Origin of the sequence: Streptomyces sp. NPDC047000, assembly GCF_040644295.1 — a bacterium.
Taxonomy (GTDB): Bacteria; Actinomycetota; Actinomycetes; order Streptomycetales; family Streptomycetaceae; genus Streptomyces.
Map to the genome: position 1 here is coordinate 383,179 of NZ_JBEYWE010000001.1, position 14,133 is coordinate 397,311.

The following is a 14,133-nucleotide window of genomic DNA, read 5'->3' on the forward strand; positions in this document are numbered from 1 at the left end:
GGGACCTGATCGTACGGATCGAGTACCCCGCCGACGGCGGACGGACGCGACCACCGGAAGCCCCGCCCCTCGGTGGTCAGATGTTCACAGCCAGTGCTTCCGTTTGAAGATGACGTACAAACTGGTGCATACAACCGCCATCAGGAGGATCGCGAACGGGTATCCAAGTACCCAGTGCAACTCCGGCATACGGTCGAAATTCATTCCGTAGATCGTGCCGACCAGCGTCGGAGCGAACAGGATCGCCGCCCACGACGAGATCTTCTTGATCTCCTCGTTCTGCTCGAAGCCCGCCTCCGCCAGCGCCCGCATCTCCGTGTTCTGCTGTTGGCTGACCAGGGTCGCGTTCACCGTGAGGATCTCCGTCAGGGCCGAGCGGAAACCGTCGACGCGTTCACTGGTGTGGGTGACGTGGTCGGCGACATCCCGCAGATAGCGCTGGAGCTCCTCGTCGGTTCCGTACTTGGAGAAACCGGCGATCAGGCCGTGCAGCATGCCGACCAGAGGGCGGGTGGCACGCTGGAACTCGACCATCTCCCGCGAGAGTTCGTAGATACGGCGGGACACGTCCGGGTCACCGCGGAAGACCTCGGTCTCGATCTCGTCGATGTCGATCTGGACGCCGGAGACAACAGGGGCGTAACCGTCCACGACCGCGTCGAGGATGGCGTAGAGCACCGCCTCAGGGCCCAGTTTCAGCAGGTCAGGAGACTTCTCCATACGCTGCCGCACAGCGGTGAGGTCCGGGGCCGCGCCATGCCGGACCGTGATCACGAAGTCCGGACCGACGAAGACGTGCAACTCACCGAAGTCCACCTCCTCCGGCGCGTCGAGATAACGGGCGGCGCGCAGCACGACGAAGAGCGTGTCGCCGTAACGTTCCAGCTTCGGCCGCTGATGCGCCTCGAGCGCGTCCTCGACCGCCAGCGGATGCAGATCGAACTCGCTCGCGAGGGACAGAAGCTCGGTCTCGGTGGGCCGGGCCAGCCCGATCCACGCCATACCGGAACGCTCCCGCAGCTCACGGAAGGTCTCGGCGAGGGTCACGGGGGAGGACACCCGCACCCCGTCCCGGTAGAGGGCGGCCTGGACCACGCTGGCCACCTCGGCCGCCTCCGGCTCGGCCGGCCCGGCCGGCGCGACCGGTTCAGCGGGCGGCTGCGCCGCGGACACGGGACGGCGCCACATGGCCCTCCTGCGGCCCCTCGCCAGGGCCCGGACACGTCGCTCGGACATCACGCCCGCCTCTCTGCCCACCGCACCCGGGTCCGCGCTCGCCCCGTTCCCGGCTCGATCACGGCGCAGGATATACGGGCGACGTTACGCGCCGCCCAACATGGCCAGGTCAGGGGGCGAAGGTGACTCAGGGGTCCCCCAAGATCCGACACGTGGCGTCGCACGCACCTCCCGCACCCCATCAGGTGAACCGCGTCCGATCGCCGATCCGCCACGCTCGCCAGAGCTACTGTCGAGGTGTCGAGGCTCGGAGGTGCAGGTATGCCGTACGCGGACGAGGCCGCAGGTGAGCGGATCGGGCAGCGTATCGCTGCGGTGCGCAAAGCCCGCGGCCTGACCCAGTTGCAGCTCGCGCAGCGCATCCCCTGCTCGAAATCCTTGATTGCCCAGGTCGAGCGGGGGCACAAACCGGCCACGCCGTCGCTCACCGCGGGAGCAGCCCGCGCGCTCGGCGTCCGCTTGGAGCACCTCACCGGTCAACCCTATGAGGACCAGCGGCACGGGCGTGTGTACGCCACCGTCGCGGACATCCAGACATCCATGCTCAGCTGGGACCTCCCGGACGAGGACATCGCCGTACGGCCGTACGGCGAGCTGGCGGCCGATGTCGCGCACGCCTCCGCACTCGGCCGCGAGGCGAGATATGTGAAACTCGGCCGGATGCTGCCACCGCTGCTCGACGAGCTGTCGACGGCATGCCATGCCGCCGAGGGGGCCGAGAGGGAAAGGCTGTTCGGGTTGCTTGCCGAGGCGTACTCCGGGGTCACCGCGATCGCGTACACGCTCGGGCTGTTCGACCTGCGCTCCCAAGCAATGGACCGGGTGCAATGGGCGTCGTACGAGTCTGCCGACCCACTGCGCGTCGGCAGGACCCAGTGGCAGCGTTCGACCCTCTTCCTCCAAGGCGCGGCGTACGACCGTGGTCTGCGGCTCCTGGATCGCGTTCGCCGCGATCTGGGTGATGACGTCGGCCATATGAACGGCCCGACACTAAGCGTGCACGGCGCTGTTCATCTCCGATCGGCGATGTTCGCCGCCCGGGCCGGAAACGCGTCGATGGCCCAGGCACACCTCGACGAAGCAGCGGAGGCCGCCCGCCGAATCGGCGGCGACGCCAACCACTACGGTCTGGAGTTCGGACCGACCAACGTAGCCATGCACCGCCTCGGCGTGGCCGTCGAGATGCACAACGGCCCCGAGGCGGCGCGCTGCGCGGATCGGACACGCCTGCCCGCAGATGTGGCCCCGGTCCGGGCCGGTCGCTGGTACATGGACGCCGCGAGGGGGTGGCTCGACTACGGCAACCGGGAGAAGACGCTCGCAGCGCTCCAGGACGCCCGACGCGTCGCACCTGAACAGACACGCAACCACCCGCAGGTGCGGGAGACAGTACAGACGCTGATCCATCTGGAGCGGTACAGCAAGGAGTCACTGGCGGGCTTCGCCTCATGGATCGGCCTGACATGACGATGTTTCACAACTCGTGAAACTCAAGGCCTGTGCACCACAGCAGCATGAACACAAAGACCACGGAGAGGTCGTGAGACCCCCAGGGTGCGATCAATGCTGCAAAGGAGTACTCGCACGATGAACGCGACGACGCCCGACGAGTCCAGCTCGCCGCAAGCCAAGATGACGCTGCGCGTCTACACGGTGGACCGCTACGGCGCCGTGACGGGCGAGCGCAGGACCGTGAGCGTTCCGCATGGGCAGGAGCTGCCGCTGCTGATGTCCCCGACCCCGCCCTGTGCGTGCATCCGGTGCGTGGCCGCGCGGTCGGCCGACCGGTGATCGCCTTGACCGGGAACGGTAATGGCGCTGACGGGGTGAACCTGACCGTGATGCGTGAGACCGCACGACTTCTGCTGGGAACGGATGCGGCGTCGGGCTGTGTTCCGCTTGTTGCAGGAGAACTTGCCCTGCTCACAGACAAGTTGCATGGCCATCTCGCGGTGCTTGTGCCCGTTGTGGAGCGAACAGTGAGCTGTGTTGAGACGGGCGGTGGCAACGTGTCTGCCGCGCGCGGGTGCGTGTGGGAAGCGCGAAGCAGGCTGGTAGCTGAGCCGAGCGCCAGGACCGGCGGGGCGGTCGGCCACGCTCGGCGTCTCGCCCGTGTCCTGGTCGCCCTGTGCGGACACTACGAGACGCTCGTCGGGAACTAGGGACCCGGAACATGGAAGGGGAGCGTCACGACTGCTGGCATACGCTCGCAGCGCTCGTGACCACCGAGACACCTCCGCTCGCGCGGAGCCGACTTGTTCACGCCGGGTCGGGCGCTGTAGACGGTCGGGGCACCTCCGTTCGTGCGGAGCCGATGTCAGCTCGACGGGAGCCTCGTGCCCGGCGGCCGGGACACCTCCGCTCACGCGGAGCCGACTCCCATCTCACGGGCGCCGTACGCCTCAACGACGGGACACCTCCGCTCGCGCGGAGCCGACGCCTACCGCAGCACCCTGGAGACCAACACCAGCGGGACACCTCCGCTCGCGCGGAGCCGACGCCGACACGAACATCCGCGGCTCGCTGAACGTCGGGACACCTCCGCTCGCGCGGAGCCGACGTGATGGACGTTTTCAGCCCGGACACGCTGGACGGGACACCTCCGCTCGCGCGGAGCCGACACCTGCCCGTACAGGGTCGTGAACTCGAAGTGCGGGACACCTCCGCTCGCGCGGAGCCGACACGAAGGCCATGGAGAAGGCCATCAAGCAGGCCGGGACACCTCCGCTCGCGCGGAGCCGACATCTGCCCGGACGCGGCGAGCGCCAGGGTGCCCGGGACACCTCCGCTCGCGCGGAGCCGACGGCTGCGCGTCGCTCTCCGGCTGGAGCTCCATCGGGACACCTCCGCTCGCGCGGAGCCGACCGCTGTGACGGCAGGGTTGCGGCCTCGTCTTCCGGGACACCTCCGCTCGCGCGGAGCCGACAGGGTGCGCTGCGCGATGCGGTGCCCCCACGGCGGGACACCTCCGCTCGCGCGGAGCCGACATCGTGAGCGTCACCAGGACCAGACCCCGGGCCGGGACACCTCCGCTCGCGCGGAGCCGACGACTCAGATTGACCCCCGAGCGCTCCCCACATCGGGACACCTCCGCTCGCGCGGAGCCGACATCGTGAGCGTCACCAGGACCAGACCCCGGGCCGGGACACCTCCGCTCGCGCGGAGCCGACGTCGACACCGAATGGAACCCGGCCCACAGCGGCGGGACACCTCCGCTCGCGCGGAGCCGACGTCAGCAGCCCGAACCCGGCCACGGGTTACGCCGGGACACCTCCGCTCGCGCGGAGCCGACAGCTGCAATCTCCAGATGTGGCTGGACACCACCGGGACACCTCCGCTCGCGCGGAGCCGACCTTCGTGACCTGCGGTGTTAGAAGGGCTTGGTCATTCCTTTGCCGAGGTTAAGGCGAATGATCATTTGGTCTGATGCTGCCGGGGGTTGAGGGAGGGGACGTGTCTTTCTGGTGGATCCTGCACGTGCAGATTACTGCGTGGCGTGGAGGAAGGGGGTGGGTGGGCAGGTCAAGGCCTGTTGTCAGTGACAGGTGCTAGAGATTCTCTCGTGAGCGACGATGTGGTGCTTGTCGGAGGGCGGCTCGATGCGCGGGTGTGGGGCAAGGAACGGGGGCTGCCCTGTCCGTACCCGTTGATTTGTCATCTCCTGGACGTGGCAGCGGTGTTCGCTGTGCTGTGGGATGTGTTGCTTCATCCGCGGCTTCGGGAGGGGATCGCTGCGGAGCTCGGGCTGAGCGTGGTCCAGGCGCGGGGGGTGCTGGCGTTCTGGGCAGGACTCCACGATCTTGGAAAGGTCACACCGCCGTTTCAGGCGCAGGTACCGGATGCCTACGCAGCGTTGGTGGACGGCGGGGGCTATGCGGCGGCTGAGGGTGCCGAGGGGTTGCGGGCGTTCCGTCATGAGCACGGGACGCACTGGGCTCTGATCTCGCTGCTGGCCGAACTCGGTTATCCCGTAGGGAGGTCGCAGGCGCGGAGTCTGCCGCACCAGGTGGCGCAGATGCTGGGTGGGCATCACGGCTGCTTCGCCGATGTGGTTCCGGCTCGTCAGGCGGTGCGGGCCGGTGAGTATCAGGAGGGGCTGGGACGGCAGGGGTGGGAGCAGCAGCGGCGTCGGCACCTGGAGGAGTTGGCGAGGGTGGTGGGTGCCGAGGCGGTGCCGTCGGGAGGGCTTTCGGCGGCGACTTCGGTGCGGGTGCATGGTTTGGTGGTGCTGGCGGACTGGCTTGCCAGCAGCGTCGATTGGATCGCAGCGCTGCTGCCGGGCCGCGGATGGTCGGGATCGCCGGAGCAGTTGGATGTCCACTACGAGCGGGCGGTGAAGACCGCTCCGGGTGTTGTGGCGGCGGCGCGGCTGGGGCGGGCGGAGTTCCCGGCCGGGCCGGGCCTGGAGTTCGGCAAGCTGTTCCCGTTCACCCCGAACGCCTTGCAGCGTGATGTCGCCGAGGTGCTTCCCGCGGTGGTGGGGGAGGGGGCTTCCGGTCTGGTGCTGGTGACGGCGCCGACGGGGGACGGGAAGACGGAGGCGGCGTTGTTCGCGGCCTCGGTGCTGGGGCGGGCCTCCGGCGCCCGGGGGCTGTACTTCGCGCTTCCGACGATGGCGACTGCGGACTTGATGTTCCCGCGCGTGGCCGCCTTCGCGGAGCACGCGATGAGCGGGGAGCGGGCGTTGCTGTTGTTGCACGCTGCCGCGTGGCTGAGCCCCGTCATGGATGACGAGCGGACGAAAACCCTGTCGCCGGACAGATGGCGGCTGCCCGATACGCTCCCATCGGCGCTGGTGGTCGAGGAGACGGATGCCGGGGCTTTGTTCAGTGCGGTGTCGGCCACGGCGGTGGAGGCGCAGGAGTGGCTGCGTCAGGGCGGGAAGCGCGGGTTCGCGGCGCCGCTGGGAGCGGGCACGATCGATCAGGCGCTGACGGCTGTGCTGCCGGTGTCCTTCAACGCCCTGCGCCTGTTCGGCCTGTCGGACAAGGTGCTGGTGGTGGACGAGGCGCACGCGTACGGGCCGTGGATGCAGACCCTCATGGTCCGCCTCCTGGAGTGGCTGGGGGAGTTTCGGGCGCCGGTGGTGTTGCTGTCGGCCACGTTGACGGGGCGCACGGCGACGGCGCTGGTGGACGCCTACCGGCGCGGCGCCGGTTTCACCGAGCCCAGCCGTATCCGGCCCGCTTACCCGGGGTGGCTGTACGCCGACGCTGCGACCGGTGCCGTGACGGGGCCCAGGCCGGTGGGGACCGGCCGGCCTCGCACCGTGGACGTGAGGGTCCACCGCGTGGTCTGGGACTGCGAGGACGTCTCCCCGTACCCCACGGCGGGTGGCCGGCGTGGCGCTCTGCGGGACCTGCTGGCTCCGGTTGCCGAGCAGGGGGGTACGGCGCTGGTGTGCTGCACGACAGTGGCGGAAGCCCAGCGCACCTACCGCGACCTGAAGGCCGCCTTCCCTGAACTGGCTGCGCGGCGGGGTGGGATCCGGCTGCTGCATTCGCGGTTCCCCGGTCTGGTGAGGCAGGAGATCACCACCGCCTGCGAGGGGGCCTACGGCAAACCCGCCAAGGGTGAGACGCCCGTCCCGCGGCCCGCGTCGATCCTGGTGGCCACGCAGATCGTGGAACAGTCACTCGACTTCGACTTCGACCTCGTCATCAGTGACCTCGCCCCCCTCGCCCTCCTCCTGCAGCGGGCCGGTCGCGGCCGGCGCCACGCCCGTGGGCCGGGCGGAAGGCCGGCGTGGGCTGCAGCAGAGGACCGCCCCGCCCTCGCCGTCCTGGAACCCGTCGGGCCCGATGGCCGTACGCAGCCACCACGATCGTGGGGCGACGTCTACGACCAAGGCCTGCTGCTGCGCACCGCCACTCTCCTCGCGCAGAAGGTCGAGTCGGGCATTGCCGTCCCCGGCGACGTGCAGGAACTCGTAGATGCCGTGTATGCCGAGGACTTCGCCGACCGTCTGGATGCGGCGGGCCGTGCGGAAGCCGAGGCCGTGGCACGCCGGCTGGTGGGGCTGGATCAGCGCCGCGAGGGGGAACGGATCGCGGAGGAGAGCCTCGCGGTCATGACCGGGATCAGCGCCCCGTACATGGTGCGGGGTGACCTGTCCCTCCTGAGCAAGGGCACCGCCGCGTTGACCGCAGACCTGCTCACCACCCGCCTGGGTGCCGACACCGGGCGTCTTGTGCTGCTGTTCACCCAGGACGACGGCACCATCACGCTCGACGAGGAGGGGCGTTTCCCCCTTCCTTTCAAGGGGGATCTGCCCCGGGCCCTGGTCCGCCGGATCGTCGCCCGCACCGTCCCGGTGCCCGGCAGGTGGCTTCCTCCCGCGGCCGAGCAAACCGCGCTCCCCTCCCCCTGGCGTGAGCGTGTCCACCTCCGAGACCTCGTACCCGTGCCCATGATGCGGGCCGGATCCGTCGGCGAGGACCTTTTATGGGTGGGACAACTCGCAAGTGTCCGTCTGGAATTCACGTACACGACCGGAGTTGAACGAGTATGACCGATTTTCCCGAACCGGTTGCAGCGATTGGGCTTTGCCATGCACTGTTCTTGTAAGTGCAGAGGCCTGCCCCGAAAGTGAATTGGGGTCAGGCCCATGCAGGCCCGCTCGTGCGGGCCTAGGGGGAGTTCCGCAGTCTGGCTGTGCCACGCACTGGGGACACCTCCGCTCGTGCGGAGCCCTCACCTCATTGTGCCCAATCCGGTTGTCCGGGAGCGTGATCCGCGAAGTGTCTGCCTTTCCTCTCGACGAAGAGCCGTGTCTGCCGGTGCTGTGGACGGCGTCCGCGCAGATGACCGGTGAGGTGCTGCCACCGAAGGTCGGGTTTCGCACGTTGCTGGAGCGCGGCCACGAGATCAGTGGGCTCGCGATCACCGAACCGCCTGCCCACGCCGCTCTCTTGCGGGTTCTGTATGCGCTGACGGCGCGGGTGTGCGGGCTGGACGAGGACGATGACGGTTCGGGTGAGGACTGGTCCGAGCGCCGCTTCGCCGTCCTGGACGCCGGTCGGCTACCCGTCGACGGTATCGCCGCCTATTTCGGTGAGTGGTCGCACCGGATGCGCCTGTTCGACACCGCCCGGCCCTGGATGCAGGATCCGCGCATGGTCGAGCAGTGCGACCCGCAGCGTTCGGCCGGCGTCAACAAGCTGGTGACGACCCGCCCGTCGGGCAACAACCATGCCTGGTTCACTCACGTCCAGGACGAGGACCCGGATCCCGTCCCGGCGGGCGAGGCCGTGCTGAGCCTGCTGACCTGGCACTACTACGGGCCCTCCGGGCGCGGCTCGGCCCGCACCGTCAACGGGAAGGCCACCGCGAGCATGAAGGCGGGACCGCTGCGCGGCGCGCTGTCCTACCACCCCGAGGGCGGCAGCCTCTTCGAGACGCTGCTGGCCGGCCTGATCCGCCCCGAACCGCATGTGCGCCGCGCCCAGGACCGCTGCATGTGGGAGTGGGAACATCTCCCCGACCCGGACGCGGCGCCACCCGCTGTGCAGGGCCCGTGCTCCCGTCTGACGGCCGTCTCCCAGCATGCGCTGCTCCTGGTTCCCGACCCCGGTGACGTCGGCAGCGTCAAGGACGCGTTCATCACCTGGGCCTACCGTGACGGCCGGCTTCCCCGGGATGATCCGTTCCTGATCTGGCAGATCAGCCAGCAGGGCAACCCGTATCCGCGGCCTGCCGACGCCGGGCGCGCTCTGTGGCGCGACCTCGACGCCCTGCTCCTGATGGAGCCCGGCGGGACCGCGCAGGCGCGGCGTCCGGAGGTCTTCGACGGCGGGCACGCCGTGGAGCTCTCCGACGTGCTGGAGCGTCCGCTGGCCGTGCGCGCCCTCGGCTTCGACCAGGACGGGCAGGCCAAGGACCGGCAGTTCGTCTCCGGTCTCACCCCGCCTGTGCTCGACCACGCCGAGAAGCAGACCCCGGCCAGTCACCCCGCGGTGGGGCGGCTGCGGCGCATGGGGGAGATGTTCGGGCGGCGGGTGGAGTACGCGGTGCGCCGGGCCTGCCAGCTCTACACCGGTGAGAGTAAACCGAAGGAGGCCGAGGCGTGGGTCGCGCGCGCCGCCGCCCTGTACTGGCCGCAGGCGGAAGGCGAGTTCTGGAGCCGCTTCACCGCCCTGGACCGCGGCGGCTCCGCAGCCGTGGAGGCCGGCCTGGACCGGGCCGCCGCCCGCACGGCGTTCCAGCGGATCGCCGAACGTGCTTATGAGCAGGTGACCCGGCCCGTCTGCCACACCCAGCGCGGTGCGCGGGCCGTCGCCGACGCCCGTATCGAGCTCTACGGCGGCCACCGCCGCCCCCGCCCCTGACAACCCCCTGCCCCTGGCCCATGAACCGGGAGGACCCCTCCATGACCACCACCGCCGTGCCGCCCCCGACCCGCCTCGACGTCTACCGCCGGTATGTGACGTGGATCGACGAAACCTGTGCCAAGGATCCCGGTGCCCGTGTCGCGCTGCGTCGTGGACTGCGCCGTGGACTGGACGACGTCCAGGGCCTGCACCGCCTGGTCGCGGGATGGCTGCCGGACAACTGTTCCCCGGCCGAGGAACGCGCCTTCTACGCCGTGGCGGCGATGATCGCCGACCGCCCCCGCCACTCCTTCACCACCGGTGAGCAGGAGCCGGACACCGGCGAGGAGGCCGGCGACGCGGGCGGCGAAACGGCCACCATGGCGAAGACCGCGGTCGGACAGGAGCGGCAGGTGCGGGTGCGGCGGGACAGCCTGGGCGCCGCGTTCGCCCGGGCGGTGCCCGCCCGTCCTGGTCAGCCGGGCGTCCGGCTGGAAACGGCCGAGGCCCGCCTCAACCTGCTGACCCGGCAGAGCCTCGAGGGCCTCCACCGCCACCTGCCCGGCAGCATCCGCCTGCTGCGCACCGCCGACACCGGCATCGACTTCGCCGTCCTCCTGGATGACCTCGCCTCCTGGCCCCGCTACTCCAAGACGATCAGCCGGCGCTGGCTGCAGGACTTCTACCGGCTGCGCCGGGCCGCCCTGGAAGCAGCCGCCCGCAACGCCGACACCGAGGCCGACGAAGCCGCCGACGCCGACGACTGACCGCCTCACCCCCTCTGCCAGCGCACCGTCCCGGTGCCGGCCGACGACAGACCACGCCCTGTTCGGAGGATCCGCCATGCCCGCCACGCCCCGTTTCCTGGACATCCACGTCGTGCAGTCCGTCCCCTTCGCCAACCTCAACCGCGACGACACCAACTCCGTCAAGACCGTCCTGTACGGGGGCGCCCTGCGCACCCGGGTGAGCAGCCAGTCCTGGAAGCGGGCGGTGCGCATGGAGTTCGAGCGCCTGTCCGGTGACAGCGCCCTGCGTACCCGCCGGATCGGTGAGGCCGTCACCCGGGAACTGGTCGAGCGGGGCTGGCCGCAGCCGCTCGCCGAGCGGGCCGGCGCGCACATCGCCGCCGCCGTCGGCAAGTTCGAGGTCGAGACCGACGAGGCGAACAAGCCCGTCCCCAACCACGTGGTGACCAATGCGATGGTCTACGTCCCGCGCGCCGCGGTGACGGAACTGGCCGACTTGGCCGTAGAGCACCGGCAGACGCTGGAGTCGACGGCCAAGGACATCAAGAAGAACGGCGACACGAAGGCCTCCGCCCTGCCGAAGGCCGCCATCGACGCGGTCCTGCGCGGCCGCAACGACGTCATCAACCTCTTCGGCCGCATGCTCGCCGAGATCGACCGCGCCGGCGTCGACGGCGCCGTCCAGGTCGCCCACGCCATGACCACCCACGAGAACGACGTCGATCTGGACTACTTCACCGCGGTCGACGACCTCACCTCCGCATGGAAGGACACCACCGGCAGCGCCCACATGGGCCACGCCGAGTTCAGCGCCGGCACCTTCTACCGGTACGCCACCGTCGACCTCGACGAACTCACCAACAATCTCGCCGGCACCCACACCGACGTCCGGGAACTGCTGACCACGTTCCTGACCGCGTTCACGCTCGCCGTGCCGCAGGCCAAGAAGAACTCCACCGCCCCCCACACCCTGCCCCATCTCGTCCACCTCGCCCTGCGCGCGGACCGGCCCGTCTCCTACGCCGCCGCCTTCGAACAGCCCGTGCGCCCCGCCGCACACGGCGGCCACGCCGTTCCCTCCGTCGACGCCCTCGCCGCCTACGCCCAGGCCGCCGCCGCGTTCCTCGGCACCCGGCAGCTGCTGTGGCAGGGATGGTCCAGCCCCGAGCTGAAGGACCTCCCCGACGGCCTCGGCCTCCGTGCGGACGGCCTCGACACACTGATCACCGACGCCGCCGCCCGCCTCACCCTGCGGGACAGGGCCGCGTGATGACCGCCGACCGCCCCCGCGTGCCCGGTCTGTTGCTGCGCCTGGCCGGCCCCCTGCAGTCCTGGGGCGAGCACAGCCACTTCAACGACCGCGACACCCTGGCCTTTCCCAGCCGCTCCGCGCTCACCGGCCTGCTCGCCGCCGCCCTCGGCCGCCCCCGCCACCAGAGCCTGGACGACCTCGAGATGACGCTCACCGTCCGCGTCGACCGGCCCGGCAACCGGCTGCGCGACTTCCACACCGTCGGCGGCGGCCTGTCCGGCCCACGCAGCGTTATCACCGCAGACGGCGGACGCCGCCCCGGCGACACCTCCACCCTCACCAGCACCCGCTGGTACCTGGAAGACGCCGCCTTCACCATCGCGCTGGCCCGCCCCGACCACACCCCGCCCCCGCCCGCCTGGGCGAACGCCCTGCGCTTTCCGCGCTGGCCCCTCTACCTCGGCCGCCGCTCCTGCCCCCCGGCCGGCCCCCTCCTCATCGGCGCCAGCAGCAACCTGTACGCCGACCTCGTCCGCCTCCCCCTCGCCCAGCCCGCACCCGCCACCCGTCAACAACCGGACGACACCGGTGAAGAGGACACCGTCGAGGTGCTCTTCCTCTCCGACCAGCCCCTGACCGTCCTGCCCGCACCCGCAGGCGACGGCGCCGCAGACGACGCCGTACAGGTGCACTCCACCGTCCTGGACGCCCCCGTGGACTTCACCCCAGGTCACCGCCGCTACCGCGCCCGCCCCCTCTACCGGCGCACCCTTCCCCTCCCCGCCGCCCTCCGCGCCGGCTACGGCCCCGCCCACCTGCGACAACTCGCCGCCTACACCTCACCCACCTTCACCCCCGAAGCCCGCCCTGCCCCGGAAGGGAGCCTCCGATGACCCTGTGGCTCACCCGGCTCACCCCCCACCCCACCTCCCGCCTCGCCCAGCAGGAACTGAGCGGCACACACAGCACCTCCCTCCACCGCCGCGTCATGTCCCTGTTCCCCGACGGCGTCGAGGACCAGGCCCGCACCCACTTCGGCGTCCTCTTCCGCATCGAGGACACCACCCGCGGCAGCCACCTCCTCCTCCAGTCCAACCAGCCCCCCGACCCCACCAGACTCCCCGACAACTACGCCGCCCTCACCACCCGCCCCCTCGACGACCTCCTCACCGCCCTCCAGCCCGGCCGCACCCTCCACTTCCGGTGTGCGGCCTCACCCGTCCGCAAACCCGGCGCCACCACCCGCGCCCTCTACAACCTCCCCGCCGTCGTCCCCCTACGAGGCACCGCCGCCGACGAATGGTGGCAGCGCCAGGCCGACGCCGCCGGCCTGAAAACCCTCACCCTCACCTCCCAACCCCTCGACACCGTCCGCGACCGCACACGCCCCACCAACCCCCGCACCCAAAGCGACGCCAAGAACGCCAACACGATCCGCCACCACCGCGTCCGCTTCGACGGCACCGCCACCGTCATCGACCCCGACCTGCTGCGCACCGCCCTCCACCACGGCATCGGCCGCGGCAAGGCCTACGGCTGCGGCCTGCTCAGCATCGCCCCCGCCCCGGACCCCACATGACCGGCCCCACCCCCGCGGCCTCCGCCCCCACCGGCGGAGGCCGCCGCCGTCTCGCCGCCCCCACCGTCGCCATGCTGCCCCGCGTCATCGACAGCCTCTCCTTCCTCTACCTCGACGTCGTCCGCGTCCACCAGGACGACACCGGAGTCCGCGCCGAGATCACCACCGAACGCCGCGGCCGCGAAACCGTCTACCTCCCCACCGCCGCCCTCGCCTGCGTCCTGCTGGGCCCCGGCACCTCCATCACCGCCCCCGCCCTGGCCACCTTCGCCCGCCACGGCACCACCGTCCTGGTCACCGGCATGGGCGGAGTCCGCTGCTACGCCGCCACCGTCCCCGGCACCCTCACCACCACCTGGCTCGAACACCAGGCCCGCGCCTGGGCCGACGACACCCGCCGCCTCGCCGTCGCCACCGCCATGTACGAACACCGCTTCGGCCCCGGCCAGGCACCACCCGGCGCCACCCTCCAGCAACTGCGCGGCCTGGAAGGCCAACGCGTCAAAGCCCTCTACAAACTCCTCGCCCAGCAACACCGCATCGGCCGCTTCCGCCGCACCTACGACCCCGACGCCTGGGACACCCAAGACCCCGTCAACCTCGCCCTGTCCGCAGCCAACACCTGCCTCTACGGCATCGTCCACGCCGCCATCGTCGCCCTCGGCTGCTCACCCGCCCTCGGCTTCGTCCACAGCGGCAACCAGCAAGCCTTCGTCTACGACATCGCCGACCTCTACAAAGCCGAACTCACCATCCCCCTCGCCTTCTCCCTCCACCAATCCACCCACCCCGAAGCAGAAGCCCGCCGCTCCTTCCGCGACAACCTCCGCCTCTTCCGCCTCATGCCCCGCATCGTCCACGACCTCCAGACCCTCCTCGCCCCCGACCAGGCTCCCACCCGCCCCGACGACGAAGAACTCGACGAGCAACTCGTCGACCTCTGGGACCCCGTCACCGGCCCCCTCCCCGGAGGCACCAACCACGCACCCACCGGCTGACGACGAAAGG

Annotated in this window: 11 protein-coding genes and 1 CRISPR repeat array; of the genes, 10 read left to right on the forward strand and 1 reads right to left on the reverse strand. The window is 70.5% G+C overall.

Going from position 1 to position 14,133, the window contains the following annotated elements; all coding sequences use genetic code 11:
- Window positions 1–84: 84 nt before the first annotated feature.
- Entirely contained in the window at window positions 85–1,236 is a 1,152-nt protein-coding gene (locus ABZ862_RS01570; RefSeq protein WP_360950408.1) for a magnesium and cobalt transport protein CorA, read from the reverse strand.
- A gap of 261 nt (window positions 1,237–1,497) precedes the next feature.
- Here ABZ862_RS01570 and ABZ862_RS01575 point away from each other — a divergent pair, with 261 nt between their 5' ends.
- The 10 genes from ABZ862_RS01575 to cas1e all read left to right on the forward strand — a co-directional run bounded on the left by ABZ862_RS01575 (window position 1,498) and on the right by cas1e (window position 14,123).
- A complete protein-coding gene (locus ABZ862_RS01575) occupies window positions 1,498–2,703 on the forward strand; it encodes a helix-turn-helix domain-containing protein (RefSeq protein WP_360950411.1) in 1,206 nt (401 codons plus the stop codon).
- Window positions 2,704–2,823: 120 nt separating this feature from the next.
- Complete coding sequence (locus ABZ862_RS01580) at window positions 2,824–3,027, forward strand: hypothetical protein (RefSeq protein ID WP_360950414.1); 204 nt, start codon at window positions 2,824–2,826, stop codon at window positions 3,025–3,027.
- A 50-nt stretch (window positions 3,028–3,077) separates the two neighbouring features.
- Entirely contained in the window at window positions 3,078–3,398 is a 321-nt protein-coding gene (locus tag ABZ862_RS01585; RefSeq protein ID WP_360951382.1) for a DUF6415 family natural product biosynthesis protein, read from the forward strand.
- A 64-nt stretch (window positions 3,399–3,462) separates the two neighbouring features.
- A CRISPR array of direct repeats spans window positions 3,463–4,589; the repeat unit is 29 nt; unit sequence CGGGACACCTCCGCTCGCGCGGAGCCGAC.
- Window positions 4,590–4,798: 209 nt separating this feature from the next.
- Window positions 4,799–7,747 carry a CRISPR-associated helicase Cas3' gene (gene cas3 / locus ABZ862_RS01590; protein ID WP_360950417.1) on the forward strand — a complete coding sequence of 983 codons (2,949 nt, stop codon included), beginning with the start codon at window positions 4,799–4,801 and terminating at the stop codon, window positions 7,745–7,747.
- Between the two features lie 229 nt (window positions 7,748–7,976).
- Window positions 7,977–9,563 carry a type I-E CRISPR-associated protein Cse1/CasA gene (casA, locus tag ABZ862_RS01595; RefSeq protein ID WP_360950420.1) on the forward strand — a complete coding sequence of 529 codons (1,587 nt, stop codon included), beginning with the start codon at window positions 7,977–7,979 and terminating at the stop codon, window positions 9,561–9,563.
- 41 nt (window positions 9,564–9,604) lie between these two features.
- Complete coding sequence (gene casB, locus ABZ862_RS01600; protein WP_360950422.1) at window positions 9,605–10,312, forward strand: type I-E CRISPR-associated protein Cse2/CasB; 708 nt, start codon at window positions 9,605–9,607, stop codon at window positions 10,310–10,312.
- Window positions 10,313–10,388: 76 nt separating this feature from the next.
- The gene (cas7e, locus tag ABZ862_RS01605) at window positions 10,389–11,564 is read left to right on the forward strand and encodes a type I-E CRISPR-associated protein Cas7/Cse4/CasC (protein ID WP_360950425.1); all 1,176 of its coding nucleotides are present in this window, start codon (window positions 10,389–10,391) and stop codon (window positions 11,562–11,564) included.
- A complete protein-coding gene (cas5e, locus tag ABZ862_RS01610) occupies window positions 11,564–12,439 on the forward strand; it encodes a type I-E CRISPR-associated protein Cas5/CasD (RefSeq protein ID WP_360950428.1) in 876 nt (291 codons plus the stop codon). The genes cas7e and cas5e overlap by 1 nt, the downstream gene beginning before the upstream one ends.
- Window positions 12,436–13,125 (forward strand): type I-E CRISPR-associated protein Cas6/Cse3/CasE, encoded by a 690-nt coding sequence (cas6e, locus tag ABZ862_RS01615; protein WP_360950431.1) that lies wholly within the window; start codon window positions 12,436–12,438, stop codon window positions 13,123–13,125. The genes cas5e and cas6e overlap by 4 nt, the downstream gene beginning before the upstream one ends.
- Before the next feature lie 71 nt (window positions 13,126–13,196).
- Window positions 13,197–14,123, forward strand: coding sequence for a type I-E CRISPR-associated endonuclease Cas1e (gene cas1e, locus ABZ862_RS01620; RefSeq protein ID WP_360951385.1), 927 nt, complete (start codon window positions 13,197–13,199; stop codon window positions 14,121–14,123).
- Window positions 14,124–14,133: the final 10 nt, after the last annotated feature.

Excerpts from the sequence above, each read along its gene's own strand:
- ABZ862_RS01570 (WP_360950408.1), bottom strand. The coding sequence starts at position 1,236 with ATGTCCGAGCGACGTGTCCGGGCCCTGGCGAGGGGCCGCAGGAGGGCC.
- ABZ862_RS01575 (WP_360950411.1), top strand. The coding sequence starts at position 1,498 with ATGCCGTACGCGGACGAGGCCGCAGGTGAGCGGATCGGGCAGCGTATC.
- ABZ862_RS01580 (WP_360950414.1), top strand. The coding sequence starts at position 2,824 with ATGAACGCGACGACGCCCGACGAGTCCAGCTCGCCGCAAGCCAAGATG.
- ABZ862_RS01585 (WP_360951382.1), top strand. The coding sequence starts at position 3,078 with ATGCGTGAGACCGCACGACTTCTGCTGGGAACGGATGCGGCGTCGGGC.
- casB (WP_360950422.1), top strand. The coding sequence starts at position 9,605 with ATGACCACCACCGCCGTGCCGCCCCCGACCCGCCTCGACGTCTACCGC.
- cas7e (WP_360950425.1), top strand. The coding sequence starts at position 10,389 with ATGCCCGCCACGCCCCGTTTCCTGGACATCCACGTCGTGCAGTCCGTC.
- cas5e (WP_360950428.1), top strand. The coding sequence starts at position 11,564 with ATGACCGCCGACCGCCCCCGCGTGCCCGGTCTGTTGCTGCGCCTGGCC.
- cas6e (WP_360950431.1), top strand. The coding sequence starts at position 12,436 with ATGACCCTGTGGCTCACCCGGCTCACCCCCCACCCCACCTCCCGCCTC.
- cas1e (WP_360951385.1), top strand. The coding sequence starts at position 13,197 with ATGCTGCCCCGCGTCATCGACAGCCTCTCCTTCCTCTACCTCGACGTC.